This window comes from Gordonia sp. (in: high G+C Gram-positive bacteria) (assembly GCF_047602025.1).
Taxonomy (GTDB): Bacteria; Actinomycetota; Actinomycetes; order Mycobacteriales; family Mycobacteriaceae; genus Gordonia.
On the sequence record NZ_JASGII010000001.1, the window covers coordinates 1,746,683 to 1,770,605 of the forward strand.

Annotated in this window: 19 protein-coding genes; 2 read left to right on the forward strand and 17 right to left on the reverse strand. The window is 70.5% G+C overall.

Going from position 1 to position 23,923, the window contains the following annotated elements:
* The 6 genes from QM728_RS08695 to lspA form a co-directional block, all read right to left on the reverse strand.
* Positions 1-867 carry an MlaE family ABC transporter permease gene (locus QM728_RS08695; protein ID WP_415031630.1) on the reverse strand — a complete coding sequence of 289 codons (867 nt, stop codon included), beginning with the start codon at positions 865-867 and terminating at the stop codon, positions 1-3.
* A 1-nt stretch (position 868) separates the two neighbouring features.
* Positions 869-1,690: an MlaE family ABC transporter permease gene (locus tag QM728_RS08700; RefSeq protein WP_415031631.1), complete on the reverse strand. Its 822-nt coding sequence runs from the start codon at positions 1,688-1,690 to the stop codon at positions 869-871.
* 199 nt (positions 1,691-1,889) lie between these two features.
* Entirely contained in the window at positions 1,890-3,287 is a 1,398-nt protein-coding gene (gene ilvA / locus QM728_RS08705) for a threonine ammonia-lyase IlvA (protein WP_415031632.1), read from the reverse strand.
* Positions 3,288-3,300: 13 nt separating this feature from the next.
* Entirely contained in the window at positions 3,301-6,849 is a 3,549-nt protein-coding gene (dnaE, locus tag QM728_RS08710; protein ID WP_415031633.1) for a DNA polymerase III subunit alpha, read from the reverse strand.
* Positions 6,850-6,940: 91 nt separating this feature from the next.
* Complete coding sequence (locus QM728_RS08715) at positions 6,941-7,867, reverse strand: RluA family pseudouridine synthase (RefSeq protein ID WP_415031634.1); 927 nt, start codon at positions 7,865-7,867, stop codon at positions 6,941-6,943.
* Complete coding sequence (gene lspA, locus QM728_RS08720; RefSeq protein ID WP_415032864.1) at positions 7,860-8,402, reverse strand: signal peptidase II; 543 nt, start codon at positions 8,400-8,402, stop codon at positions 7,860-7,862. The genes QM728_RS08715 and lspA overlap by 8 nt, the downstream gene beginning before the upstream one ends.
* 40 nt (positions 8,403-8,442) lie before the next feature.
* On the opposite strand from lspA, the gene QM728_RS08725 reads away from it, so the two are divergent.
* The gene (locus QM728_RS08725) at positions 8,443-9,381 is read left to right on the forward strand and encodes a hypothetical protein (protein WP_415031635.1); all 939 of its coding nucleotides are present in this window, start codon (positions 8,443-8,445) and stop codon (positions 9,379-9,381) included.
* Between the two features lie 24 nt (positions 9,382-9,405).
* Here the strand turns inward: QM728_RS08725 and QM728_RS08730 are convergent, their stop codons facing one another.
* Complete coding sequence (locus tag QM728_RS08730) at positions 9,406-10,005, reverse strand: hypothetical protein (protein ID WP_415031636.1); 600 nt, start codon at positions 10,003-10,005, stop codon at positions 9,406-9,408.
* A gap of 151 nt (positions 10,006-10,156) precedes the next feature.
* On the opposite strand from QM728_RS08730, the gene QM728_RS08735 reads away from it, so the two are divergent.
* On the forward strand, positions 10,157-11,119 hold the full coding sequence (locus QM728_RS08735; RefSeq protein ID WP_415031637.1) for an asparaginase domain-containing protein: 963 nt from the start codon (positions 10,157-10,159) through the stop codon (positions 11,117-11,119).
* A 7-nt stretch (positions 11,120-11,126) separates the two neighbouring features.
* Here the strand turns inward: QM728_RS08735 and QM728_RS08740 are convergent, their stop codons facing one another.
* From QM728_RS08740 to QM728_RS08785, 10 genes are all read right to left on the reverse strand, one after another.
* Positions 11,127-12,554 (reverse strand): DNA polymerase IV, encoded by a 1,428-nt coding sequence (locus tag QM728_RS08740; RefSeq protein ID WP_415031638.1) that lies wholly within the window; start codon positions 12,552-12,554, stop codon positions 11,127-11,129.
* Positions 12,555-12,559: 5 nt separating this feature from the next.
* Positions 12,560-15,736: an isoleucine--tRNA ligase gene (ileS, locus tag QM728_RS08745; RefSeq protein WP_415031639.1), complete on the reverse strand. Its 3,177-nt coding sequence runs from the start codon at positions 15,734-15,736 to the stop codon at positions 12,560-12,562.
* A 225-nt stretch (positions 15,737-15,961) separates the two neighbouring features.
* Complete coding sequence (locus tag QM728_RS08750; protein ID WP_415031640.1) at positions 15,962-17,146, reverse strand: hypothetical protein; 1,185 nt, start codon at positions 17,144-17,146, stop codon at positions 15,962-15,964.
* 52 nt (positions 17,147-17,198) lie between these two features.
* Entirely contained in the window at positions 17,199-17,996 is a 798-nt protein-coding gene (locus QM728_RS08755) for a DivIVA domain-containing protein (RefSeq protein ID WP_415031641.1), read from the reverse strand.
* 256 nt (positions 17,997-18,252) lie between these two features.
* A complete protein-coding gene (locus QM728_RS08760; protein ID WP_415031642.1) occupies positions 18,253-18,540 on the reverse strand; it encodes a YggT family protein in 288 nt (95 codons plus the stop codon).
* A gap of 42 nt (positions 18,541-18,582) precedes the next feature.
* Positions 18,583-19,290 (reverse strand): cell division protein SepF, encoded by a 708-nt coding sequence (locus tag QM728_RS08765; protein ID WP_415031643.1) that lies wholly within the window; start codon positions 19,288-19,290, stop codon positions 18,583-18,585.
* Positions 19,291-19,465: 175 nt separating this feature from the next.
* Positions 19,466-20,194 carry a peptidoglycan editing factor PgeF gene (pgeF, locus tag QM728_RS08770; RefSeq protein ID WP_415031644.1) on the reverse strand — a complete coding sequence of 243 codons (729 nt, stop codon included), beginning with the start codon at positions 20,192-20,194 and terminating at the stop codon, positions 19,466-19,468.
* The gene (gene ftsZ, locus QM728_RS08775) at positions 20,194-21,342 is read right to left on the reverse strand and encodes a cell division protein FtsZ (protein WP_415031645.1); all 1,149 of its coding nucleotides are present in this window, start codon (positions 21,340-21,342) and stop codon (positions 20,194-20,196) included. Before ftsZ ends, pgeF begins: the two co-directional genes overlap by 1 nt.
* A gap of 208 nt (positions 21,343-21,550) precedes the next feature.
* Positions 21,551-22,243 (reverse strand): cell division protein FtsQ/DivIB, encoded by a 693-nt coding sequence (locus QM728_RS08780; protein ID WP_415031646.1) that lies wholly within the window; start codon positions 22,241-22,243, stop codon positions 21,551-21,553.
* Positions 22,240-23,886 (reverse strand): UDP-N-acetylmuramate--L-alanine ligase, encoded by a 1,647-nt coding sequence (locus tag QM728_RS08785; protein ID WP_415031647.1) that lies wholly within the window; start codon positions 23,884-23,886, stop codon positions 22,240-22,242. Before QM728_RS08785 ends, QM728_RS08780 begins: the two co-directional genes overlap by 4 nt.
* Between the last annotated feature and the right edge of the window lie 37 nt (positions 23,887-23,923).

The following is a 23,923-nucleotide window of genomic DNA, read 5'->3' on the forward strand; positions in this document are numbered from 1 at the left end:
TTACCCCGAAATCCTGATTCCGGCCGACGTGCCCCAGAAGACCAGGGTCATGATCAGGTTGGCGAACACGATCACGATGATCGCCAAGCGGATCGCGTGGCCGGCGGCCACGCCGACGCCCTCCGGACCACCGCTGGCGAAATAGCCGTAGTAGCACTGGATGAACGTCGTCAACAGCACGAACACGACGACCTTGATGAAGGACTTCACCATGTCGCCGGAGAGGAGGAACTGGTGGAAGTAGTACAGATACGTGCCGTCGCCCTGCCCGCTCTGGATCTGGAACATGAACTGCGCGGCCAGGTAGTTGGCCGCGAGGGCGACCGCGTACAGCGGCACGATGGACAGCACCGCGGCCATCATGCGCGTCGTGACCAGGTAGGGCATCGGGTGGATGGCGATCGATTCGAGGGCGTCGATCTCCTCGCTGATGCGCATCGACCCCAGCTGGGCCGTGAATCGACAACCGGCCTGTGCGGTGAACGCCGTGGCCGCGAGCAGCGGGGCGATCTCACGGGTGGTGGCGAAGGACGAGATCGCGCCGACCACCGGGTCCATGCCCAGCAGGTGCAGCGCGGTGTACCCCTCGATGCCGACCGTGGCACCACCCATGATGCCCAGGATGATCATGACGCCGACGGTGCCGCCGCCGACCACGATCGCACCGTTGCCCCACGCGATGTCGGCGAGCAGGCGCCAGACCTCCTTCGCGTAGTGCCGGAACGTCATCGGGATGGCGCCGAGCGACTTCAGCAGGAAGGTGAGCTGGTGGCCCATCCGCGCGAGGGCGTCGCGCGGACCGCGATAGGCGCCCTTGGCGATCTCGACTGGCCGCAGGACGGGCGGCGTATACCGGGATGCGGTCACGTCACACCACCTTTGCCGGAACGATCAACGCGAAGATCTGCGTAAGAGCCACGTTGACGGTGAACAGGAGGATGACCGAGTTGACGACCGCGGCGTTCACCGAGTTCGCCACACCGGCCGGGCCGCCGCTGGTGGTCAGGCCGCGGTCGCAGGCCACGATCGCCACGATCGCGCCGAAGATCACGGCCTTGATCAGGGCGAACCAGAGGTCCGCCGGTCCGGCGAAGGACGCGAAGGACCCCGTGTAGGAACCGGGCGTGCCGCCCTGCATGTAGACGTTGAAGACGTAGCCGGTGATGAAGCCGACGAAGCAGACGAAACCGCAGAGCAGGAAGCTGACGACCATCGTCGCGAGCAGGCGCGGCGAGATGAGGCGTTGCACCGGGTTGACGCCCATGACCTTCATCGCGTCGATCTCGTCGCGGATCGTGCGGGAACCGAGGTCGGCGGCGATGGCCGAGCCGATCGCGCCGGCCATGATCAGCGCGGTGACCAGGGGCGCGCCCTGGCGGATGACACCGAGGCCGGTCGCGGCGCCGGCGAAGGCGTTTGCACCGATCTGTCCGGCGATGTTGGACACCTGGATGGAGACGATGACACCGATCGGGATGGCCACCAACAGCGTCGGGAAGACCGACGTGCTGGCCATGAACGCGCACTGGCGGACGAATTCGCCGAATGGGAACTGGCGCTTGGCGATGTCGGTGAACAGGGTGCGGAACACCTCGACGAACATGCCGAGCTGGCGTCCGAAGGTGTTGAAGGACTCGACGATGTGTCCGTCCCACCACTTCCGCACCGCTGAAGCCCGAGCAGACTTCACCGGCGTTTCCGTATCCGGAGTACTTGTGACCACTCCCCTGCCTTCACTAGTCCTCGGTTGGCCGCCCCCTGCGGCTCCCTGTGCGGTGACCCGCCCAGCCGAAAAGTCGGCCGAGCGGAATCCGACCCGTGAGTAATATACCGTGCCCGACCGATCCCATTGCGATTTGGGTCACATGTTCAGGTCGCGGCGCCCGTCATCACGTCAAATAGCGGTACTCCGGCGAGTCGGGGTCGAGGCGCTGACAGCGCAGACGGGACTCGTCCATCCGCTCGATGAGCGGCCCCAGACCGTCGGGCGAGCCGAGTTCGACGCCCACCAGCGCCGCCCCCGTCTCGCGATTGTTGCGCTTGACGTACTCAAAGAGCGTGATGTCGTCCTCGGGCCCGAGAACGTCATCGAGGAAGCGCCGCAATGCCCCCGGCTCCTGCGGGAAGTCGACGAGGAAGTAGTGCTTGATGCCCCGGTGCACCAACGACCGCTCGATGATCTCCCCGTAGCGGGAGACGTCGTTGTTGCCACCCGAGACGAGGACGACGACCGAGGCGCCCTCGCGCAGGCCCGATCCGGCGAGGTCGACGTCGTCGAGTGCCGTGGCCGCCAGGGCGCCGGCGGGCTCGGCGATGAGCCCCTCGTTCTGGTAGAGCTCGAGCATCGTCGAGCAGATGGCGCCCTCGTCGACCTCGGTGACCCGCAACTCGCCGTCGGCCAGCGGCGCGGACGGCGGCACGACCCGCACCCGCGGATCCTTGCTCGGACCCGACGACCGGCCGCCGTGCTCGACGACCGTCGGACCGGCGTCGGCCACCGCTACGTGGGCCAGTGCACCGATGCGGCGCACCGCCGCGCCGTCGACGAAGGAGTCGATGTCGTCGAGCGTCACCGGGCCACCCGCGCGCAGTGCCGCCGCGAGGGACGGGGCACCCGCGGGCTCGACGCCGAGGATGCGCGCCCCCGGGTCGGTGGCGCGCAGGTAGGTGAGGATGCCGGTGAGGCACCCGCCGCCGCCGACCGGGACGACGGTGAGGTCCGGCACGGTGCCGAGCTGCTCGACGATCTCGCGGGCGATGGTGCCCTGCCCGGCCGCCGTGCGCGGGTCGTCGAACGGGTGGATCCAGGCGGCGCCGGACTTGGCGACGTCGTCGAGCGCGGCGGCCTGCGCCGCGTCGTAGGTGTCACCGACCTTCACGAGTTCGACGAAGTCGCCGCCGTGCCAGAGGATCCGGTCGCACTTCTGCTTGGGCGTCGTGGTCGGCACGTAGATCCGCCCCCGGACGCCCATCGTCTTGCACGCGAAGGCGACGCCCTGGGCGTGGTTGCCGGCACTGGCCGCGACCACGCCGCACGCCCGCTCGGCGGCGCTCAGCTGCGCCATCACGTTGTACGCGCCGCGGATCTTGTACGAGCGCACCGGCTGCAGGTCCTCGCGCTTGAGGTACACGTCGACGCCGTAGCGGTTCGACAACCGCGGGCAGTACTCGAGCGGCGACACGATGGCGGCACCCTCGATCCGCCCGGCGGCGGCACCGATGTCGGCGACGGTCGGCAGGGCGGGCTGGTCCGCGGATGCGGGCTGCTGCGTGGGCGCGTCGGTCACGACGGCAATCGTCTCACGCCCCCAGGCACGAGGGGCCCAGGAGTGCCTTGAGGTCGCCCATCAGCGCCGACGACGGCGTCACGCGCAGGTCCTCGGTCAGGCGCAGCACCGTCTGGCGCTGCTCGCTCACCAGGGTCACGTGCACGTCGGACGGCCCGGGGTGGCGGGACAGCACCTGCTTGAGGTCGTTGACCCGGTCCGGGGTGCAGAGCCGGGCACTGATGGTCAGCGCGACCGGCCGCGCCGCACCGGCGGCCTTCAGGTCGGGCACCGCGAGGTCGTTGGCCGCGATCATCAGGCCGTCGTCGCGCTGGCGGACCTGGGCGCGCACCAGGACGATGTTGTCCTGGGCGATGTCCATCGCGTACGCCGCGTACGCGCGCGGGAAGAAGTAGACCTCGACGCCACCGACGAGGTCCTCGATGGTGACCGCGGCGAAGGACTCGCCCTTCTTGGTCACACGGCGGTTCACGCTGGAGATGATGCCGCCGATGGTGATCTGCGCCCCGTCGGGAACCTCGCCCTCGAGCAGCGTGCTGATCGCGGTGTCGGTCTGGGCGGCGATCGCGTGCTCGACACCCGCGAGGGGGTGGCCGGAGACGTAGAGGCCGAGCATCTCCCGCTCCAGTGCGAGCTTGTGCCGCGACTCCCACTCCTCGTCGGGCACGCGCACCGCGAACACATCGGCGGCCTCCTCGCCGCCGCCCATGTCGCCGAAGAGGTCGAATTGGCCCATCGCCTCGGCCTTCTTGGTGCCCAGCACCGAGTCGACGGCGTCGGCGTGGACCAGGAACAGGCCCTTCCGCGGGTGGTCCAGGGAGTCGAAGGCGCCGGCCTTGACCAGCGACTCGGTCACCTTCTTGTTGCAGGCGCCGACGTCGATCTTGGCGAGGTAGTCCGAGAAGCTGGTGAACTTCCCCTTCGCCGAGCGCGAGGCGATGATCGAATCGACCACGCCGCTGCCGACGTTCCGGATCGCGGCGAGGCCGAAGCGGATGTCGGTGCCGACGGCCGCGAAGTTCGGCTGCGACTCGTTGACGTCCGGCGGCAGCACCGTGATGCCCATCTTGCGGCAGTCGGCGAGGTAAATCGCCGACTTGTCCTTGTCGTCGCCCACCGACGTCAACAGGCCGGCCATGTACTCGGCCGGATAGTTCGCCTTGAGGTAGGCGGTCCAGTACGAGACGAGGCCGTAGGCGGCGGCGTGCGACTTGTTGAACGCGTAGCCGGCGAATGGGAGCACCGTGTCCCACAGCGCCTTGATCGCGCCCTGGGAGAAGCCGTTCTCGGTCATGCCCTTCGCGAAACCCTCGTAGGCCTCGTCGAGGACTTCCTTCTTCTTCTTGCCCATGGCGCGGCGCAGGTTGTCCGCCTGTCCCATGTTGTACCCGGCGACCTTCTGCGCGATCTGCATGATCTGCTCTTGGTAGACGATCAGGCCGAAGGTCTCGGCGAGGATCTCGCGCAGCGGCTCTTCGAGTTCGGGATGGATCGGCTTGACCTCTTGCCGCCCGTTCTTGCGGTCCACGTAGTCGTTGTGGGCGTTCATGCCCATCGGCCCGGGGCGGTACAGCGCGCCGACGGCGATGATGTCTTCGAAGGCGGTCGGGCGCAGGCGGCGCAGCAGGTCGCGCATCGGCCCGCCGTCGAGCTGGAAGACGCCGAGGGTCTGGCCGCGGGCGAGCAGGTCGAAGGTGGCCGGGTCGTCGAGCGGGAGCGAGTCCATATCGAGGTCGATGCCCCGGTTGAGCTTGATGTTCTCCAGCGCGTCGTTGATGACGGTGAGGTTGCGCAGGCCGAGGAAGTCCATCTTCAGCAGGCCGATGGCCTCGCACGACGGGTAGTCCCAGCCGGTGATGATGGCGCCGTCCTGGGCGCGCTTCCACACCGGGATCGCGTCGGTCAGCGGGTCCTTGGACATGATGACCGCGCAGGCGTGGACGCCCGCGTTGCGGATCAGGCCCTCGAGGCCGAGCGCGGTGTCGTAGATCTTCTTGACATCCGGATCGGACTCGATCAGCGCGCGCACCTCGGAGGCCTCGCCGTAGCGCTCGTCGTCGGGGTCGGTGATGCCGGAGACCGAGATGTCCTTGGCCATGATCGGCGGCGGCAGCACCTTGGTGATGCGGTCGGCCATGCTGTAGCCCGGCTGGCCGAACTGGACGCGCGCGGAGTCCTTCAGCGCGGCCTTGGTCTTGATCGTGCCGAAGGTGATGACCTGGGCGACCTTGTCCTCGCCCCACTTCTCGGTCGCGTACCGCACCATCTCGCCGCGGCGACGGTCGTCGAAGTCGATATCGATATCGGGCATCGACACGCGCTCGGGGTTGAGGAACCGCTCGAACAGCAGCCCGTACGGCAGCGGGTCGATGTTGGTGATGCCCAGCGCCCAGGCGACGATCGAGCCCGCGGCCGAACCGCGGCCCGGGCCGACGCGGATGCCCACCTCGTGCGCGTGGGCGATCAGGTCGCCGACGACGAGGAAGTAGGCCGGGAAGCCCATCTGGATGATGACGTCGAGCTCGTGGTTGGCGCGGGTGAGGTATTCCTCGGGCACGTCGCCGTCGGGGAAGCGGCGCTCCTTGAGCCCGGCCATGACCTCCTTGCGCAGGAAGGTCGCCTCGCTCTCCCCCTCCGGAACCGGGAAGACCGGCATCCGGTCCCGGTGGGTGAAGACGTCGGCGTACGACTGCACCCGCTCGGCGATCTCGAGCGTGGAATCGCAGGCGCCCGGCACCTGCGCGTCCCACAGGTCGCGCATGTCCTTGGCCGACTTCAGGTAGTAGCCGTCGCCGTCGAACTTGAACCGGGTCGGATCCGACAGCGTCTTGCCGGTCTGCACGCACAGCAGCGCCTCGTGCGCGCCGGCGTCGGACTGGGTGACGTAGTGGCAGTCGTTGGTGGCCAGCGGCTTGATGCCGAGTTGGCGGCCGATGTCGAGCAGGCCGTCGCGGACGCGGCTCTCGATCTCGATGCCGTGCTCCATCAGCTCGAGGTAGAAGTTCTCCGGGCCGAAGATGTCGCGCCACTTGGCGGCGGCCTCGAGCGCTTCGCGCTCCTGCCCCAGGCGCAGGCGGGTCTGCACCTCGCCGGACGGGCAGCCGGTGGTCGCGATGATCCCCGACGAGTATTCGGCGATGAGCTCTGCGTCCATGCGCGCCCACTTGCCGAGCTGGCCCTCGATCGAGGCCAGCGACGACAACTTGAACAGGTTCCGCAGCCCGGTGACGTTCTCGGCCACCATCGTCATGTGTGTGTACGAACCGCTGCCCGCGACGTCGTCGGAGCGCTGGTCACGGGTGCCCCACTGGACGCGCTTGGTGCTGAACCGCGATTCCGGCGCGATGTAGGCCTCGATGCCGATGATCGGCTTGATGTCGTTCTTGACGGCGACGTTGTAGAACTCGCTGGCGCCGAACATGTTGCCGTGGTCGGTCATGCCGATCGCGCTCATCCCGAGCCGCTTCGCCTCGGCGAAGAGCGGGCCGACCTTCGCCGCACCGTCGAGCATCGAATACTCGGTGTGGTTGTGCAGGTGGACGAAGGAGTCGGAGTCGGTCACGGCGTCCACTTTAGGTCCCCCCTCTGACAGCGGCAGCGCGCCACGCCCGGCCGTGATCAGTGGGACGGATGTGGCGTCGAGGCGGGCCGTCTCAGCCGTCGCGCAGGACGTCGAGCGCGTGCTGGAGATCGGCCGGGTACTCGCTAGTGAAGCGGACCTCGCGACCGTCGGCCGGATGCGCGAAGGCCAGTTCGCGCGCGTGCAGCCACTGCCGGTCCAGCCCGAGGCGCTTGGCCAGCACCGGGTCGCCGCCGTAGGTCGGGTCGCCGCAGCACGGGTGGTGCAGCGCCGAGAAGTGCACGCGGATCTGATGGGTGCGCCCGGTCTCCAGGTGGACGTCGAGCAACGAGGCGGCGGCGAACATCTCGAGGGTGTCGTAGTGCGTGATCGACGGCTTGCCGCCCGCCGTCACCGCGAACCGCCAGTCACTGCCGGGATGACGGCCGATCGGGGCGTCGATGGTGCCCGACGGCGGGTCCAGGTGGCCCTGCACCAGTGCGTGGTAGCGCTTCTCGACGGTGCGGTCCCGGAAGGCCTGCTTAAGCGCCGAATAGGCGTGTTCGGAGACCGCCACGACCATCAGGCCCGACGTCCCCACGTCGAGGCGCTGCACGATCCCCTGCCGCTCGGCGGCGCCGGAGGTGGAGATGCGGAAGCCAGCCGCCTCCAGGGCCCCCACGACGGTCGGACCGCTCCACCCCTGCGACGGGTGCGCGGCGACGCCGACCGGTTTGTCGACGACGATGATGTCCGAGTCGTGGTAGACGACCCCCAGGTCCTCGACCGGGGTCGGCTCCACGCGCAGCGGCTGGTCCGGTTCGGGGAGCAGCACGTCGAGCAGGGCGCCGGCGGGCAGCTTGTCGGACTTGCCGACGACCGCCCCGTCGACGGTGATGTCGCCGGCGGCGGCGAGCTCGGCCGCGGTCGTGCGGGAGATGCCCAGGATGCGCGCCACGCCCGCGTCGACGCGCATCTGCGCGACCCCGTCCGGGATCGGCAGGGTCCGCGACTCACGCACGGTCGGACTCGTCGATCCCGGCGCGGCGGGCGGCCCACCCGCTGCGGCCGCCGTCGTAGTCGTAGCCGAGCATAGTCAGCACCACCAGCAGGGCCGCGCCCCCGACGACCGCCGAATCGGCGACGTTGAACACCGGCCACCAGCCGACCCGGATGAAGTCCACCACCTCGCCGCGCAGCGGCCCCGGCGAGCGGAGCAGGCGGTCGGTGAGATTGCCCAGCGCGCCGCCCAGGATCAGGGCCAGGCCGAGGATCCACCACGACGAGCGCAGCTTGCCGGACAGCCGGATGATCACGACGACCACGAGCAGCGCGACGATCGTCAGGACCCAGGTGTAACCGGTCGCCATGGAGAAGGCCGCCCCGCTGTTGCGCAGGAAGGACAGCGACAACCAGTCGGTGCCCAACAGGTAGACCGGGTCGCGGCCCTCGAGCTTCTCGACCGCCCACATCTTGGTGAGGACATCGATGACCCAGACGGCGACGGCGACCGCCACGACGGCCAGCGTCACGTTTCGCTTGTGCACGGCGACCAGCGTACTGGGACGCCGCCGCGGGCCCAGTACGCTGGGCGGCGTGCCCGACCTCCGACTGTCCCGTGCCGCCGTGCTCCCCTTCGTCGGGGCACTCTCCCTGGGCCTGGCCGCGTGCGGCGGCGGCAACGCCGACGACGGCCCCTGCGCCACCGTCGCCACCACCGCCGACCCTGCGGTGCGGCCGATCTCGCTGGCCGAGCCGACCGTCGAGCTCGTCTCCGCCGGCACGGCCCCGCTGCAGCCGCTGCGCGCCGCGCCGAACCGCACCGATGCCCAGCACACCCGGCTGACCGCTACGACCACGGTGCTGTCGCGCATGGCCGAGCGCGCCGACGCCGCGCCGACCCGCGAGGATCAGAGCGTCACGCTGACGTTGGCCGCCCGCTACCACTGCACCGACGAGAAGGATGTGGCCCTCACCCTGGAGAAGGCGTCGGCCGCCGACGCCAGCCTGTCCGGCGACATCGGCAAGGACGCCGGGTCGCGCGGCGGGCTCACGCTCGATGCGAACCGGGCGCCGGTGTCGCTGCGGCTGTGGCCGGCCACCGACGCGCCCGATACCGCGCGGAGCATCGTCGAGAACACCTTCGTCACCGCGCTGCAGAACATGGTCGCGCTGCCCGCCGAGCCGGTGGGCACCGGCGCCTCCTGGCGCACCACCCGCACCCTGCTGGGCGCGACCACGTTGACGCAGACCGTCACGGCGACGCTGCGGTCCCGCACGGCCGACACCGTCGAAGTGGACCTGAGTGTCGACGAGGCCCCCACCGGGTCGGAGTACACGGTGCCGGGCACGGGGAAGAAGCTGCAGATCGCGCGCTACACCGCCCTGGGCCGCGGCACCGCCACCATCGACCTGCGCCGGGCGCTGCCGGTGGGCGGATCGATCGACGTGCGCGGCGCCCGCGAACTCGTCGGCGGCGACGCGACGCGCCCCCTGGTACAGCAAACCCGCTACCAGCTCGAGTGGAGCAGGTAGCGGGTTCGCTCGGTCGTCGGTGTTCTAGCCGGCGGGAACCGGGTGGGGCCGCGGCCGCGGACGCGGCTTCGAGCGCGGTCCCGGGGGCGTCGGGCACATCGCCGTCTTGACGTTGTTGCCGGTGACCAGCGGGCACACGGTGTTCTTCGCGAGCTTCCAGCGGCCGCCGACGAAGACGATGCCGGCCTCGGCCTTGGCGGGCGGGTTGTCGCCAATCTTGACCTGGACCTTCACCGTGGCCTTGCGCGGGCCGGCCGGAATCACCGGCGGGAAGATCTTGTAGGTCGCGTCCGGGTTCTCCTTGCGCGCCTGGACCAGCTTGTCGAAGACGCCCGGGTCCATCTCGGAGCCCTCGACCAGCTTGGTCTTCTCCGAGTTCGGCACGGCCGGGTCGAGCGCCATCTCCAGCATGTTGTTGAGCACGGCGATGCGCGGCGGCTTCTTGGGGTTGGTCACCCCGGTGAGGTCGTACTTGCCGGTCGCGGCGGCCGGGGCCGACGTCTCGACGGAGCTGCTCACCGGCTCCAGCGGCGGCAGGTCGTCCGAGTCGTTGCCACCACAGGCGGCCACGGTCAGCGCCATGCCGGTGATCATCACACCGGCGATCATCTTCGAAAGTTTCACAGTTCCTATTCCTTCTCTGACGGCGCACCTGCCGGGCACCACTTGCCAAAGCCCGCACTGAGGCTAGTCCACCCGACGCGAAAAGCCGACGTCGGATCGCAACACGCCGTCAACGCTTGACCGCGCCGAATGGTTCCCACAGGCTGGACCCATGGGTCGCAGACGCGTCGTGCTCATCACCACCGGCGGGACGGTCGCCGCCCACCAAACCGCGGGCGGCGCCGTCCCGGTCCTGCACTCGGGCGACCTGATGACCCTCGTTGAAGCGTCGTATGCGCAGGTCAACGACGGTGAGCCGCCGGAGGTCACCACCGTCGACCTGATGACGCGGGACTCCTCGGCCCTGCGCACCGCCGACCAGTTCATCATTGCGACAACCGTGCTCGGCGCCCTGGCGGACAGCTCCGTCGACGGCGTCGTTGTGACGCACGGCACGGACACGATGGAGGAAACTGCCTTCCTGGTCGACCTCTACGCCCACGACCGGCGCCCCATCGTGTTCACCGGGGCCCAACTGCCCAGCGACGATCCCGACGCCGACGGTCCGGCCAACATCGCCGCCGCCATCGCCGCCGCGGCCGACGAGGCGGCGACGGGCGGCGTCCGGGTGCTGCTCGGCGGCGAGCCCCAGCCGGTGCGCGGCCTGTTCAAGGTGAGCACCGAGGCGCTGCGGGCCTTCGACGTCGTCGACCCCTCGCTCGGGCGGCCGCTGCTCGACCTGCCGGTGCCCGCCGGGCGCACCGCCCGCGTCGACACCCTCGCCCTGTACCCCGGGGTCAGCCCGGGCACCATCGCGGCGTCGGTGGCCCAGCACGCCGCCGGGATCGTCCTGTCGGCGACCGGATCGGGGAACAGTCACCCGGACATCACCGCGCAGGTGTCGCTGGCCACGCAGCAGGGCGTCACGGTGGTCGTGTCGACGCGCGTTCCGTACGGGCGCGTCGAGGCGCGCTACGGCGGTGGCGGCGGGGCCGTGGACCTCGCCGCGGCCGGCGCGATCGTCTCCGAGTGGCTGCGCGCACCGCAGGCGCGGATGGCGCTGATCGCGCTGCTGACCGCCGGCGCCGACCGCGCCGAGGTCGCCGACTTCTTCACCCGCTCCGGCCCGGTCTAGATCCCGGTCAGTCCTCGTCCCACGCCAGGCTGACGAGCGGGTCGGCCGCGCGCAACGCGGGCTCGGGCAGGGGGAAGGTCCGGGCGATCCCGGGACCGGTCACCCGGGTCTCGAAGCGCACGGTGACGACGCCGTGCCCGGTCCCCTGCACCCAGCCGTGGCCGAACTCCTCGTGGTGGACGTCCGAGCCGGTGGCGAACTCCGGCTCCCCGTCGTCGGCCGGCACCGCGGTGGCGGCCGGATCGGCCGTCGGCTCGCCCGCCCGCACGAGCACCCCCGCCCCGTCGAAGGCGCTGTCGAAGTCCTCTTCGGCGGGGTCGGGCCCGGGCGGCCCGCCGTCGGGGTTGTCGAACAGGGTGAACTGTTCGGCCCCGGTGAGGCCCGAGTATCCGACGCCGACGAGTCGGATGGGCCCGATCTCCAGCGGGTCGAGCACCTGGCGGGTCGCGGCCGCAGTCAATTCGTCGAGGTCGGTCGTGCCCGCCGGCAGCGTGACCGACCGGGTCAGCACCGACATGTCCGCCCGCCTGAGCTTGAGGACCACCGTGCGCGCCATGCGACCGTCGGCGAGCAGGCGGCGGTGCGCGTCGGCCGCCGCGCGAGCGATCTCGGCGCGCAAGGCCTCCAGCGCGACGATGTCGACGGCCAGCGTCGTCTCCGAGCTGATCTGTTTCGCCTCGGCGCGCTCGTGGACGGGCCGCTCGTCGATGCCGCGGGCCAACTCGTGCAGCGCGTGGCCGATCTTCGGGCCGAGCACCGAGGCCGCCTCGCTGGGCGCGAGGTCCGCGAAGTCGCCGATGGTCTCGATCCCCAGGCGGGCCAGCTTGTCGCCGGACACCGGGCCGATGCCCCACAGCTTGCGGACCGGCAGCGCGTGCAGGTAGTTCAGCTCGCGCGACGGCTCGACGGCCAGCACCCCGTCCGGCTTGGCGCCGCCGGAGGCGATCTTCGCGATCTGTTTGCCGCTACCGAGGCCGACCGATGCGGTGAGGCCGGTGCGCTCGCGGATGGCCGCGCGCAGGTCCTCGGCGAAGGCGACGGCGTCGTCGACCCCCGCCCCGGCCAGCTCGGCCGGTTCGCCGAAGGCCTCGTCGAAGGAGAGCATCTCGATGACCGGGATGCGCGCGCGCACGACGTCGAACACCCGCTTGCTCGCCACCCGGTACACCGCGCCGCGCGGCGGCACCACGACTCCCCCGGCGCCGACCAGACGGCGCGCCTGGTGCATCGGCATCGCCGAGCGGGCGCCGAACGCGCGGGCCTCGTAGCTGGCGCCGGCGACGACGCCGCGACCGCCGCGACCGCCGACCAGGACCGGTCGGCCGCGCAGCGTCGGCCGGGTCAATTGCTCCACCGACGCGAAGAACGCGTCCATGTCCAGGTGCAGCACCCAGCGGGCGGAGACCTCCCCGCCGCCGGCACCGCCCGGTCCCATCGGGCCTACGCCTTGGCGATGTCCGCGGTGACGCCGTCGCCCAGTTCGATGGCGCCGGGCGCGCCGCCCGCGTCGACGTCGAAGCCGGTCGCCAACACCTCGTCGGCGATCAGGCCCGCGTGTCGGCGGGCGGTCTCGGCGCGGTCGGCCGGCACCGCGAGGCGGACCGTGATTCGGTCGGAGATGTCCAGGTCGAGGTCGCGGCGGGCCTCCTGCAGCTCGCGGACGCGGTCCTTGGCCCACCCCTCGGCCTCGAGTTCGGGGGTGACGGTCGTGTCGAGCACGACCAGTCCGGTGCCGCCGGGCAATTCGGCGGTCGACTCCGGCGCGGTGGCGACCAGCTTGCGCGAGTACTCCCCCTCCCGCAGCTCGATGCCGTCGGCCACGATGACCTCGGTGCCGTCGGCGCCGGTGGCCACCGACCAATCGCCGGACTTGACCGCCTTGATCACCCGCTGGACATCCTTGCCCAGGCGCGGCCCGGCGGCGCGGGCGTTGACGACGACCTCGCTGCGGCCGAATTCCGACGGATCATCGCGCAGCACAACGGATTTCACGTTCATCTCGTCCGCGATCAGATCGGTGTAGGGCGCGAGCCGCTCGGCGGTGGGCGCGGCGATCGTCAACTGCAGCAGCGGCAGACGCACGCGCAGCTTGTTCGCCTTGCGCACACTCGACGTCACCGAACAGACGGCGCGCACGTCGTCCATCGCGGCGACGAGCTCCTCGTCGCGCGGCAGCAGGTCGGCGGCCGGCCAGTCGGTCAGGTGCACCGACCGCTCACCGGTCAGGCCGCGCCAGATTGCCTCGGTGGCGAGCGGGAGCAGCGGCGCGGCGAGGCGGCTGGCCACCTCCAGCACGGTGTAGAGCGTGTCGAAGGCCGCCGGCTCGGCGTCCTGCCCGGCCCAGAAGCGGGCCCGCGAGCGGCGCACGTACCAGTTGGTGAGCGACTCGCAGAACTCGCGGAAGGACTCGCAGGCCCCGGCGATGTCGAAGGTCTCCAGCGCCGTGGTGATCTCGTCGCGCGTGTGCGCCAGTTTCGCCAGGATGTACCGGTCGAGGACGTGGTCGGAATCGGTGCGCCACGTCGCCGGCCGCTCAGCGTAGAGCTGCAGGAAGCTGTAGGCATTCCACAGCGGCAGCAGCGCCTGCCGCACGCCCTCGCGGATCCCCTGCTCGGTGACGACGAGGTTGCCGCCGCGCAGGATCGGGCTGGCCATCAGGAACCAGCGCATCGCATCCGAGCCGTCCCGGTCGAAGACCTCGTTGACGTCCGGGTAGTTGCGCTTGGACTTGCTCATCTTCTGGCCGTCGTCGCCCAGCACGATGCCGTGGGCGGCGACGTTGCGGAACGCGGGGCGGTCGAAGAGCGCGGTGGCCAGCACGTGCAGGTTGTAGAACCAGCCGCGGGTCTGGCCGTTGTACTCGACGATGAAGTCGCCCGGGTTGTGCGCGATCTCACCGGTCTTCGCGTTGCCGTCGAACCAGTCGCGGTTCTCGAACGGGTAGTGCACCTGGGCGTACGGCATCGAGCCCGACTCGAACCAGCAGTCGAGGACTTCCGGGACGCGGCGCATGGTCGACTTCCCGGTCGGGTCGTCCGGGTTGGGCCGCGTGAGCTCGTCGATGTGCGGCCGGTGCAGGTTGTCCGGGCGCACCCCGAAGTCGCGTTCGAGTTCGTCGAGCGAGCCGTAGACGTCGATGCGCGGGTGCGCCGGATCGTCGGAGATCCACACCGGGATCGGCGCGCCCCAGTAGCGGTTGCGACTGATGTTCCAGTCGCGGGCGCCCTCGAGCCACTTGCCGAACTGCCCGTCGCGGATGTGCGACGGCGACCAGTTGATCTCCTGGTTGAGCTCGACCATCCGATCGCGGATCTTGGTGACCGCCACGAACCAGCTCGGCACCGCCATGTAGATCAGCGGCTGGCCCGACCGCCAGGAGTGCGGGTAGGAGTGCTCGATCGTCTCGTGCCGCAGGACCCGGCCTGCGGACTTGAGGTCCTTGATGATCGCCGGATTGGCGTCGAAGACCATCTGGCCCTCGTACGGCGGGACCTCGGCGGTGAAGCGCGCACCCTCGTCGAGCGGGCGCACGACCTCGATGCCGTTCGCCGTCGCGACGTCCATGTCCTCCTCACCGAAGGCTGGCGCGAGGTGGACGATGCCGGTGCCCGAGTCGGTGGTGACGTAATCGGCCAGCAGGACCACGTGCGAATTGGGGTGCCCGGTGAAGAAGTCGAACGGCGGCGTGTACGACAGCCCCGCCAACTGTTTCCCGGTATAGGTGCCGACGGTCTCGAACTCGCCCAGCTCGGCGCCGTAGCCGCCCAGCAGCGGCGTGGCCAGCAGGTAGTCGGTGCCGTCGGCGGTGCGGACGTGGCTGTACTCGACGTCGGGGTGCACCGCGATCGCCAGGTTCGACGGCAGCGTCCACGGCGTCGTCGTCCAGATCAGCGCGTTGACTCCGTCCAGGGCCGCGAGGTCGCCGTCGGCCGACAGCGGCATGGTGACCGTGAGCGCCGGGTCCTGGCGCATCCGGTACGCGTCGTCGAGCTTGGACTCCTGGTTGGACAGCGGGGTCTGCTCGTACCAGCTGTACGGCAGCACGCGGTAGCCCTGGTAGACCAGGCCCTTGTCGTAGAGCTCCTTGAACGCCCACATGACCGACTCCATGAAGTCCAGGTCGAGCGTCTTGTAGTCGTTGTCGAAGTCGACCCAGCGGGCCTGGCGGTGCACGTAGGTGCGCCATTCGCCGGTGTAGCGCAGCACCGAGTCGCGGCAGTACTCGTTGAACTTGTCGACGCCCATCTGCTCGATCTGCGACTTGTCGGTGATGTCGAGCTGGCGCTCCGCCTCGAGTTCGGCGGGCAGGCCGTGGGTGTCCCAGCCGAAGCGTCGCTCGACCTTCTTGCCGAGCATCGTCTGGAAGCGCGGGATCACGTCCTTGACGTACCCGGTCAACAGGTGGCCGTAGTGCGGCAGACCGTTGGCGAACGGCGGGCCGTCGTAGAAGACGAACTCGGGGGCGCCGTCGCGGGCCTGCACCGACGCGGCGAACGTGCCGTCGGCGTCCCAGTAGTCGAGCACCGTCTGCTCGATGTCGGGGAACTTGGGCGCGCGCGGGGTGCCGCCGGTCAGATCGACGACGGGATAGGGCCGGTTCTGGTCGCTGGCCGCCACGTGGGTACCTCCGTGCTCGCACTGGCACGGGGACGGCGCCGGCCATCGGCCGGTCGTCGCGGTACCACCCCGCTTGCCGCCACACACCGGGAATCCGGCGGCGACGGCCACTCAACTCGATCGGGCTGTGACGGGCCCGGACCCGCTCGGTTCTACTGGGGGCCGACGGCCCTGTTCTTCCGAGTGCTCCCCGGTGATGGCCGGATCAACGCACGTCCAGCTTAATCAGTCCGCCGGCGGACGCCAATTCGGATTCAGCGGGTCGCCACCGGTGCCGCGCGGGTCGGTCGGCGGACGACGACGGCGCGGCGGAGTCGGCGGCAGGTCGTTGACGTGCGCGATCTCCTCCCGGGACTCGTCGGTCACCAAGCCGGGCGTGGGCGGGATCGAGGCCTCCCAGCGCACGGTCGGGCCCTGCGCGGGTGCCGGCTCCGGCGACGGCGGCGGGGTGTCGCCGACGACGGTCGGGATGGATCCGGTGTTCTCGATCCGCGGGATGGAACCGGTGGAGGTCACATAGTCGCGCAGGTCACCCACCGGGCCGCTGCGCGGAGCCGGTGCGGGCGACGACGGCGGGGTACTCGCCGAAGGAGCGGCCGGGGCGGGCCACGGTGCCGGATCGGCCGGGGGCTCGGGCGGCGTCCACGCGGGGGGCGCCTCCGTCGGCCACGGACCGGGTGCCGGTTCGGACGCGCTCGGCGTCGTCACCGTGGGCATCGGGAAGGCGGGACCGGACACGGTCGAGCCCGGCTCGGGCACCGGCGCGGGCGACTCGCTCGGTGCCGCGGGCTCGGCCGCCGACGCGTCGTCGGCGGGCTCGCTGTCGCGGTAGGACGCGCCGGGGAACGGCGGGTAGTCCGGCACCGGGCGGGTGGGATCGGGCGGGTACACCGGCACCGCGGGCTCGATCTCGTCGAAGTCGGGCAGCGGGGCCGCCGGGCGCGCGTCGCGCCAACCGGCGGCGCTGTCGGCGTACGGACGCGGCGCCGGATCGGCGTAGCCGCCCGGGTACTCGTCGACCGGCGGGTAGTCCGGCAGTTCGGGGGGACCCGGGTATTCGGGGTGGTCGTCGGCCGGCCGCGGCTGTTCCCGCCAACCGCCGTCCTCCGGGTAGGCCGACACCGGCGGCAGCGAGCCGGTGCCACCGACCCGCGACAGCGCACCGGTGCCCGCGACGGCGGCGAACGCACCGGTCTCGCGGCGCGCCTCGCGCTGGGCGACGTAGGCGTCGACGTCCTCGCCGAGGAAGGCCCCGGTCGTCGGCGCGTCTTCCACGGCATTGGCCTTGCTGGAGCGCCGAATGTCGACGACGAGCAGGACCAGACCGATCACCGACGCCACGACGCACGCAATCGCCAACCACAATCCGCCCGTCACCAAACCGGCGACGAGCAGTCCGAAAGCCGCCACTGCGGCGATAATCGCGGCAACCAACATATGGGTCACACCACCTGACTATTGATTAGCCCGGGCCGGGGCCCGGATAGCCGCCCGAGTCGGCGATCGCCTCGCGACCGCCGTCGACCGGGGCAGCACTGCCCCGCTGCGCCAGCTCTTCGAGCTGCGCTTCGAGATACGTCTTGAGACGGGTGCGGTACTCCCGCTCATAGGTCTTGAGCTGTTCGATCCGGCCCTCGAGCACGCTGCGCTGCTGCATGATCGTCGCCGTCACCTCGCGGTGGGTCCGCTCGGCGTCGGCCTCCAGGGCCTTGGCGCGCTCGTCGGACTGGCGCAGTTGCGCCTCGGCGCGCGTCTGCGCTTCAGCGAGGATGGCTTCGGCGCGCTGACGTGCGTCGACGAGGATGCCGTCGGCCTTGACGTGCGCCTCGCCGACGATCGCATCCGCGCGGTTGCGCGCATCGGCGAGGGTGGCCTCGGACTCGCTGCGCGCGGTGGCGGCGACCCGGTCGGCGGTGTCCTGCGCGAGTGCGAGCACGCGCGCGGCACGGGCGTTCGCCTCTTCCTCGGCACGCAAATTAGCTGCGGGCGGCTGCGGGGCGTAGGCGGGCTCGGCGGGCGGCGGCACGTACGCGGGTGCCGGCGGCGCCTGCGGGGCGGGTCCGGCGGCACGGGCATGGGCGAGCTCGGCCTCGAGCTCGTCGACACGGGCGGTCAGGTCGTTGTTCTCGTTGATGAGGCGGGCGAGCTCGGCCTCGACGAAGTCGAGGAACTGGTCGACCTCGTCCTCGTTGTACCCGCGCTTGCCAATAGGCGGTTTGCTGAACGCGACGTTATGCACATCAGCCGGTGTCAGCCGCATGGCCCATTCCCCTTACCTACGCATCGCAGGCGAATCTCGCCTTCGACTATCCGTGACCGCCGTCGAGCAAATGCTGCGCAGTCGCACTGTTCACATGCAGACAGTTCTGCCACTAGCGCACTATCCTGTCACAACCATCCCGTCAGTCGCATCTGCCCGAGATGGTCTCGCAACACAACTGTCGCACGACGATGACCTTGTGTTACTACCCAGAGTAGTCACTTTCCGGGCGCCCACCAGCGGCGCAGGGGGTCGGTCAGGCGAGGCCGTGGACCACCTGGCGGGCGATGACGACGAGGATCAGCACGATCATCAGCGAGAGGTCGAGGCGGACGGCGCCGAGGTTGAGCGGGGGGATGATCCGGCGCAGCAGCTTGATCGGCGGATCGGTCAACGTGAAGATCGACTCCACGATGATGACCACGATCCCCTTCGGGCGCCAATCACGGGCAAACGACTGCACCAGCTCGAGAACCAGGCGGGCCAACAGCAGCAGCCAGTAGATCCCCAGCAGGAGGTCGACGATGTTCAGGAAAACGGTCACGTCACCACTGTGCCGGAAAACGGCGGACGCGGCACATCCGGGTCAGGAATGGCTGTAGAAGCCGGTCTCGGCGATGCGGCGACGATCCTCCGGGGAGACGTCGATATCGGCCGGGGCCAGCAGGAACACCTTGGTGGCGACCTTGTCGAAGCTGCCGCGAAGCGCGAACGCCAGGCCGGCGGCGAAGTCGACGAGGCGCTTGGCGTCGGCGTTGCTCATGTCGACGAGATCCATGATCACCGGGTTTCCGCCGCGGAAGCGCTCCCCGATCGTGCGGGCCTCGCTGTAGCTCGACGGGCGCAGGGTGGTGATCTTCTGGCCGTCGCCGAAGACCGAGCCGGCCTCCTCGGGCGCCGGGGTGGCGCCGACGGCGCGCAGGGTGGCACTGGCCGAGCGCTGCAGCGGCTCGAGGCGGGCGGCGCGCGGCGGGCGCGACGCACCGGTGTACACGTAGCCGCCGCCCGCGACGGCCGCGTACTCCTGCTCGTCCTCGTCGTAGCGACTGCCGGCGCGCACGCGCTCGCGGCGGGGCTCCATGCCGTAGGCGTCCAGGTGGCCGTCGCCGCCGAAGGGATCCGGGTAACCGGTGTCGTAGCCGGCCTCGCCGTAGTAGTCGTCCTCGTAGTCGTAGCCACTGCGACCGCGCACGCGGCGGACGGCGCCGGTCGCCTCGTCCTCGAGGTAATCGTCGTCGTAGTCGCTCGGCGGCACCATGCCGAAGTAAGCCTTGAACTTCTGCATCGTGGTCATCGTGGGCCCCTCTACTGTTGCTCGGCGGTTCTGCTGGCCACCGACGCCGCCCGCCGTGTGGCGGTTGATGTTTGTGTGACCAATGTGATTGCCATCGCTGCCTACCGTAGCCCGCACAGTCGGCGCTGCGGCGGCGCGACACGCACGAAAAACCGATGGTCCGAACAATTGCCCATCAGGCCTCCCGCCAGATCACCGACGCCAGCCGACCGGTCGGCGCCGTCCGGCGGTGGCTGAAGAGCTTCTCGTCGGCGATCGTGCACCGCGGGTCGACGACGATCGCGGTGACGCCCGCGTCCTGCAGCTGGCGGGTGATGCCGGCGCGCAGGTCCAACCCGGGGGTGCCGGCCTCGGTCTGGCACCTACTCCCCGGCAGGTGCCGCTCGACGTCGTCGGCCATCTCGGCGGGCACCTCGTAGAAGTTCCCCGACGCCGCCGGGCCGAGGAGCGCACTGGTGCGCTCGGGCCGCGCCCCCTGGTCGACCATCGCGCGCAGCACCTCGCCGATGATCCCGTCGCGGGCCCCCACCCGGCCGGCGTGGACCGCGGCGATCACCCCCGCCTCGTCGTCGGCGAGCAGCACCGGCACACAGTCGGCGGTGAGCACGGCCAGCGCCAGCCCCGGCTGCGCCGTCACGATTCCGTCGGTGTCGGGAATGGCCTCGGTGCGCGGACCGTCGACGACGGCGATGTTCGTGCTGTGCGTCTGCTGCATCCAGATCACCCGGTCGCCGGGCAGCCCGAGGTGCTCGGCGAGGCGGGCGCGGTTGGCGGCGACCGCCCGAGGGTCGTCGCCGACGTGATCGCCCAGGTTGAACGAGTCGTAGGGGGCCCGCGAGACGCCGCCGTCGCGGGTGGTGACCACCCGGCGGATGGCCGCCCCCGGTGTCGCGGCGGCCGCCATCACTTCATGAAGTCGGGGATGTCGACGTCGTCGTCGTCGAGCCGGACCCGGTTGGGCGCGGGCTCGTCGGCACGCGTCACCGCCGGTTCCTCGTCCATGGTGTCGAAGATCGACGCACCCTTGGGACGGTTCACCTCGCCGGCCTTGCCGGGCTGGACGTCGGTGTGGCCCACCCGCGGGACATCGGTGCGCTTGCGGGGCGCACCGCCTTCGAAGCCGGCGGCGATGACCGTCACGCGGACCTCGTCGCCGAGGTTGTCGTCGATCACCGTGCCGAAGATAATGTTGGCGTCCTCGTGGGCCGCCTCCTGGACCTGGGTGGCCGCGTTGTGGATCTCAAACAGTCCCAGATCGCTGCCGCCGGCGATCGAGATCAGCACGCCCTTGGCGCCCTCCATCGACGCCTCCAGCAGCGGCGAGTTGATCGCCAGTTCGGCCGCCTTCTTGGCGCGGTCCTCGCCGCGCGCGGAGCCGATGCCCATCAGCGCCGAGCCCGCGTCGCTCATCACGCCCTTGACGTCGGCGAAGTCGACGTTGATCAGGCCGGGCGTGGTGATCAGGTCGGTGATGCCCTGCACGCCGTTCAACAGGACCTCGTCGGCGCTGCGGAAGGCGTCCATCAGGCTCACGTTGGCGTCGCCGAGCTGCAGCAGCCGGTCATTAGGGATGACGATGAGGGTGTCGCAGGACTCGCGCAGCGCGGCGATGCCGGCGTCCGCCTGCCCGCTGCGGCGCTTGCCCTCGAAAGCGAACGGCCGGGTCACGACGCCGACGGTCAACGCGCCGAGCTTGCGCGCGATCGAGGCGACCACCGGTGCACCGCCGGTGCCGGTGCCGCCGCCCTCGCCCGCGGTCACGAAGACCATGTCGGCGCCCTTGAGCAGCTCTTCGATGTCGTCGCGGTTGTCCTCGGTGGCACGGCGGCCGACCTCCGGGTCGGCGCCCGCACCCAGGCCGCGGGTCGAGTCGCGACCGACGTCGAGCTTGACGTCGGCGTCGCTCATCAGCAGCGCCTGCGCGTCGGTGTTGATGGCGATGAACTCGACGCCCTTGAGGCCCTGCTCGATCATCCGGTTGACGGCGTTGACGCCACCGCCGCCGATGCCGACGACCTTGATCACGGCCAGGTAGTTGTGCGGTGGCGCCACAGGGCTCGCCCTCCTCCAGAAACCCTAAACCTCAACCATAGGTTTAGAGTTATGTCAAGTACGGAACTTTCAAGGGGCAACGCTAGGCGCGCCGCGCAGGTCGGGCCAGCTTCAGCGCGGCGTGTCGCCAAAGTTCTCGCTGATCACCGCCGATGATGCCCGACGTGCCTGGTGACGGCCGGTTTCGCCGGCGCGGGCCGCTGCCCGCTCAGCGGTACGACGGCATGTCCGGGCTCGACACGTTGTAGAGGGTTCCCCGGCGCGTGGTGATCGCCCGCCAGGCAACGGCCTTGTCCGCGGTGCGCGACGCGTCGCCCCACACCACGGTCGTGCCGTTCTTCATGAGCAGTTTGATGTCGACCGGCGAATCGGCCGCGACCGTCGACACGGCCCGCAGCACGTCCGGCGGCAGCTCGGTGACGATGCGCAGCGCCGCCTTGGTCGCCGGATCCGACGGCCCGGCGTTCGGGGTGTTCAGCAGCGGCAGGCCGCGCACGTCGGCGGGCAGCTTCTGGCCGCGGTCGAAGTTCCGGTACTGGACGCCCTGTCGGTCGAGCACGCCGATCGCCCGTTCGGTCGCCACCCGGATGACGGGTTTGCGCTCGATGACCATCACCTCGATCGTCGACGGGTACTGGCGCCGCACCCGGGCGCTCTCCACCGCGCTGATAGCGGCGACCCGCTTCGCCGCGTCGGCGGTGTTGACCTGCAGCAGCGGTCGTCCCGCGGGAATCTTGGCCTTGGCGCGCACATCGTCGACGGTGAGACCGGACTGCGGCGTCACCCCGGACACGGCGACCGTGCGCACCGACATCACCGGGGTGAAGTAGGCGACCGCGACCAGGCCCGCGACGACGGCGACGACCGCGATGGAGACGAGCCAGCGCCTCCCTCGGCTCACGTGTCCCGCTCCCCTAGGGCCGCGAGGATCTCGGGACCCTGCATGGTGATGTCGCCGGCCCCCAGGGTCAGCACGACGTCGCCCGACTCGGCGAGGTCGACCACGGTGGGCACCAGTTCGGACAGGTCCGGCACGAACTGCGCGGGCCGGGCGACCCGTTCGGCGATCAGCCGCCCGCTCACGCCGGGCATCGGTTCTTCGCGGGCGCCGTACACCTCGGTGACGACGACCTCGTCGGCCAGATCGAGCGCCTTCGCGAAGTCGCGGGCGAACTCCTGGGTCCGCGAGTACAGGTGCGGCTGGAAGACGGCGATCACATGGCCGTCACCGGCCGCGACGCGCGCCGCCGACAGCACCGCGCGCACCTCCGTCGGATGGTGGGCGTAGTCGTCGTAGACGCGGACGCCGCCCTCGCTGCCGCGGTACTCGAAGCGGCGGCGCACACCGGAGAACTCGGCGATCCCCTCGGCCAGATCGTCCAGCGACGCCTTCTTGGGATCGCCGTCGGCCTTGCCGTCCGACTTCCCCGCGGCCTTCTCGTCGGCCTTGGCCGCGTCCTTCGCGCCGGCCGTGGTGGACCCGGCCTTCGTTGCGGCCGTCTTCTTCGCGGCCGCCTTCTTGGCACCGGGCTTGGCACCGGCGGGCTTGGTGGCGGCGCTCGAGCGCTCCAGGACGGCGTGGCTGGCGAGCAGCGCGGCCAGAGCATTGAGGGCCATGTGCACGCCCGGCATCGGGGTGTTCAGCGTGACCTCGGTCGTCTTCGCGACCAACGGGGGGTGCACGCGGATGCGGCTGCTGCCGCCCTCGGCGGTGACGGTGTATTCGAAGAGTTCGGCGACCAGGTGCTGGGGCCGCCGCCCCCCGGGGACGTGGTGGCCGTAGCCGAGCACGGTCACCTTGTTCTTGCGCAGCACGTCGGCCGACCGCTCCAGCAGGGCGCGCACACCCGGGTCGTCGAGGCAGGCGACGACCGCGCCGCCCTTCTGCACACCCGCCAGGAACTTGTCGAAAACCTCGACGTAGGCCTCGACGCTGCCGAAGAAGTCCAGGTGATCGGCCTCGATGTTGGTCACGACGACCACCGAGGCCGGGTACTCCAGCAACGATCCGTCGCTCTCGTCGGCCTCGGCGACGAACACGTCCCCGCTGCCGTGGTGCGCGTTGGTGCCCGATTCGTTGAGCTCGCCGCCGATCGCGAAGGACGGGTCCGCGCCGGAGTGCTGGAGCGCGGCGACCGCCATCGAGGTGGTCGAGGTCTTGCCGTGCGTGCCCGCCACCAGCAGCGTCGTGTAGCCGTCCATCAGCGTCGCCAGAACCGCCGGGCGCAGGATCACGTCGATGCCGCGCTTCTTCGCCTCGACCAGCTCGGGATTCGTCTTCGGAATGGCCGCGTGGGTGGTGACCACGACGGTCGGGCCGCCCGGCAGCGCGTCGAGCGCCTTAGGGTCGTGGCCGATGGTGACGGTGGCGCCGCGCGTGCGCAGGGCCAGCACGCCGCGGCTGTCCTTGGCGTCGGAGCCGGACACCTGGCCGCCGCGCGCGAGCAGGATCCGCGCCAGGCCCGACATGCCCGCACCGCCGATGCCCACCATGTGGACCCGGCTCAGGTGCTCCGGCAAGGGGGTCGATTCGCTATCGGCCATCGTCTCTGTCGTCGTCCTCTCGTGCGCGCACGGGCGT

Coding starts and splice junctions, on each gene's coding strand:
- QM728_RS08735 (WP_415031637.1), top strand. CDS start 10,157: ATGGGTCGCAGACGCGTCGTGCTCATCACCACCGGCGGGACGGTCGCC.
- QM728_RS08740 (WP_415031638.1), bottom strand. CDS start 12,554: ATGGGACCGGGCGGTGCCGGCGGCGGGGAGGTCTCCGCCCGCTGGGTG.
- QM728_RS08755 (WP_415031641.1), bottom strand. CDS start 17,996: ATGCGGCTGACACCGGCTGATGTGCATAACGTCGCGTTCAGCAAACCG.
- QM728_RS08765 (WP_415031643.1), bottom strand. CDS start 19,290: ATGACCACGATGCAGAAGTTCAAGGCTTACTTCGGCATGGTGCCGCCG.
- pgeF (WP_415031644.1), bottom strand. CDS start 20,194: ATGGCGGCCGCCGCGACACCGGGGGCGGCCATCCGCCGGGTGGTCACC.
- QM728_RS08785 (WP_415031647.1), bottom strand. CDS start 23,886: ATGGCCGATAGCGAATCGACCCCCTTGCCGGAGCACCTGAGCCGGGTC.